At 65.6% G+C, this 1,215-nt stretch carries 2 protein-coding genes; both read right to left on the reverse strand.

Annotation, left to right across the window (positions count from 1 at the left end):
• Positions 1 to 452 (reverse strand): DUF2231 domain-containing protein (locus BMX36_RS21245; protein WP_093068560.1); only part of this gene is annotated, 452 nt, incomplete at its 3' end.
• Between the two features lie 367 nt (positions 453 to 819).
• Positions 820 to 1,215: DUF411 domain-containing protein (locus BMX36_RS21250; protein WP_256210971.1), on the reverse strand; the 396-nt coding region annotated here is incomplete at its 5' end.

The following is a 1,215-nucleotide window of genomic DNA, read 5'->3' on the forward strand; positions in this document are numbered from 1 at the left end:
AGCACCACCCAATACAACGACCGCGACCGCTCGGGACCCTTGCGGTGGCGGGCTGCCATCCAAGCCAGCACGACGCCGAAGACCGCGATCGATGTCCCGAGCCAGCGATGCGTCATCAGGATAGGGTTGCGGTCGGTCAGGTAGAACCCGCCTGCGAACCAGCCCAGGAACGCCGCCACGATCGCTCCCAGCGCGCCGACGACCAGCATTATGTGTGCGACATGCTGATAATCCCGGTTGCGGCGCCACAACCCGAACAGCTCCACCCCGAACGCACCGATGAACAGGGCGATGGGAAAATGAATGACCATGGTATGCACCCGCCCCAGCCAGCTCACAAGCCGTTCGCCGAAAGTCTTGTTCTTGTTGGCGGTCTCCTCGTGCATGCCGCCCATGTCCATGTCGTCGCCGGCGATGTCGCGGCCGCCCATGTTCATGTCCACGGTCGACATAGAGCCCATGCCCATGTGGCCGTCGCCAGCGTCCGCCCCATCTGCTTTCTGCGTCTCGGCTGCGCTGCTAGCGGCCGGCCCGGGACCGGCCCCGAGCGCATCGTGATCTTCGTGCGCCGATGCCGACGTGCTTACTGAGATTGCAACCGCAAGGAGTAGAGCGAAAGCCCCGCCTCGTTTACCGCCCATCACCCAACCCCTTGAACCGTGTTGTTTCAATCCAGTTTACGCACGCCGCGCCTTCTTCCCTCACCTGCCCAGCTTTCTTTGTGAAACTTTCCGTCTGCTCTTCAAGACGGACTGGACGCCACAGCTACGCTGGCTGCGGCGACCGCGTCATGCCACTCCGCCAAAAAACATCGGCCGATCAGCTGCCGTGGCGGGCGAACAGGCGGCGGCCGCTGGGACCAAAGGCGACCACGTCATAGGCTTGCGCCTTGACGCCCGGCACTTCCATTCCTGGCGAGCCGAACGGCATGCCGCCGACCGCGAGGCCTCGCACGCCCTTGGGCCGGGTCGAAAGAGCCCGCTTCATGTCGGCGATCGGCACGTGGCCCTCGAAAGCGATGCCATCGGCGATTGCGGTGTGGCAGGACGAGACGTCCGCGGGAACGCCCGCGCGCTTCTGCAGCGCCGGGCGGTTGGGATCATCGACGACGCGCACCTGACGGCCGAGCTGCTGCTGCACCTGCGCCGCCCACTTGGCGCAACAGCCGCAGCCGGGGTCGCGGTGCATAACGATCGGGGTAGCCGCGCTGGCGGC

This window comes from Sphingomonas sp. OV641, assembly GCF_900109205.1.
Taxonomy (GTDB): Bacteria; Pseudomonadota; Alphaproteobacteria; order Sphingomonadales; family Sphingomonadaceae; genus Sphingomonas.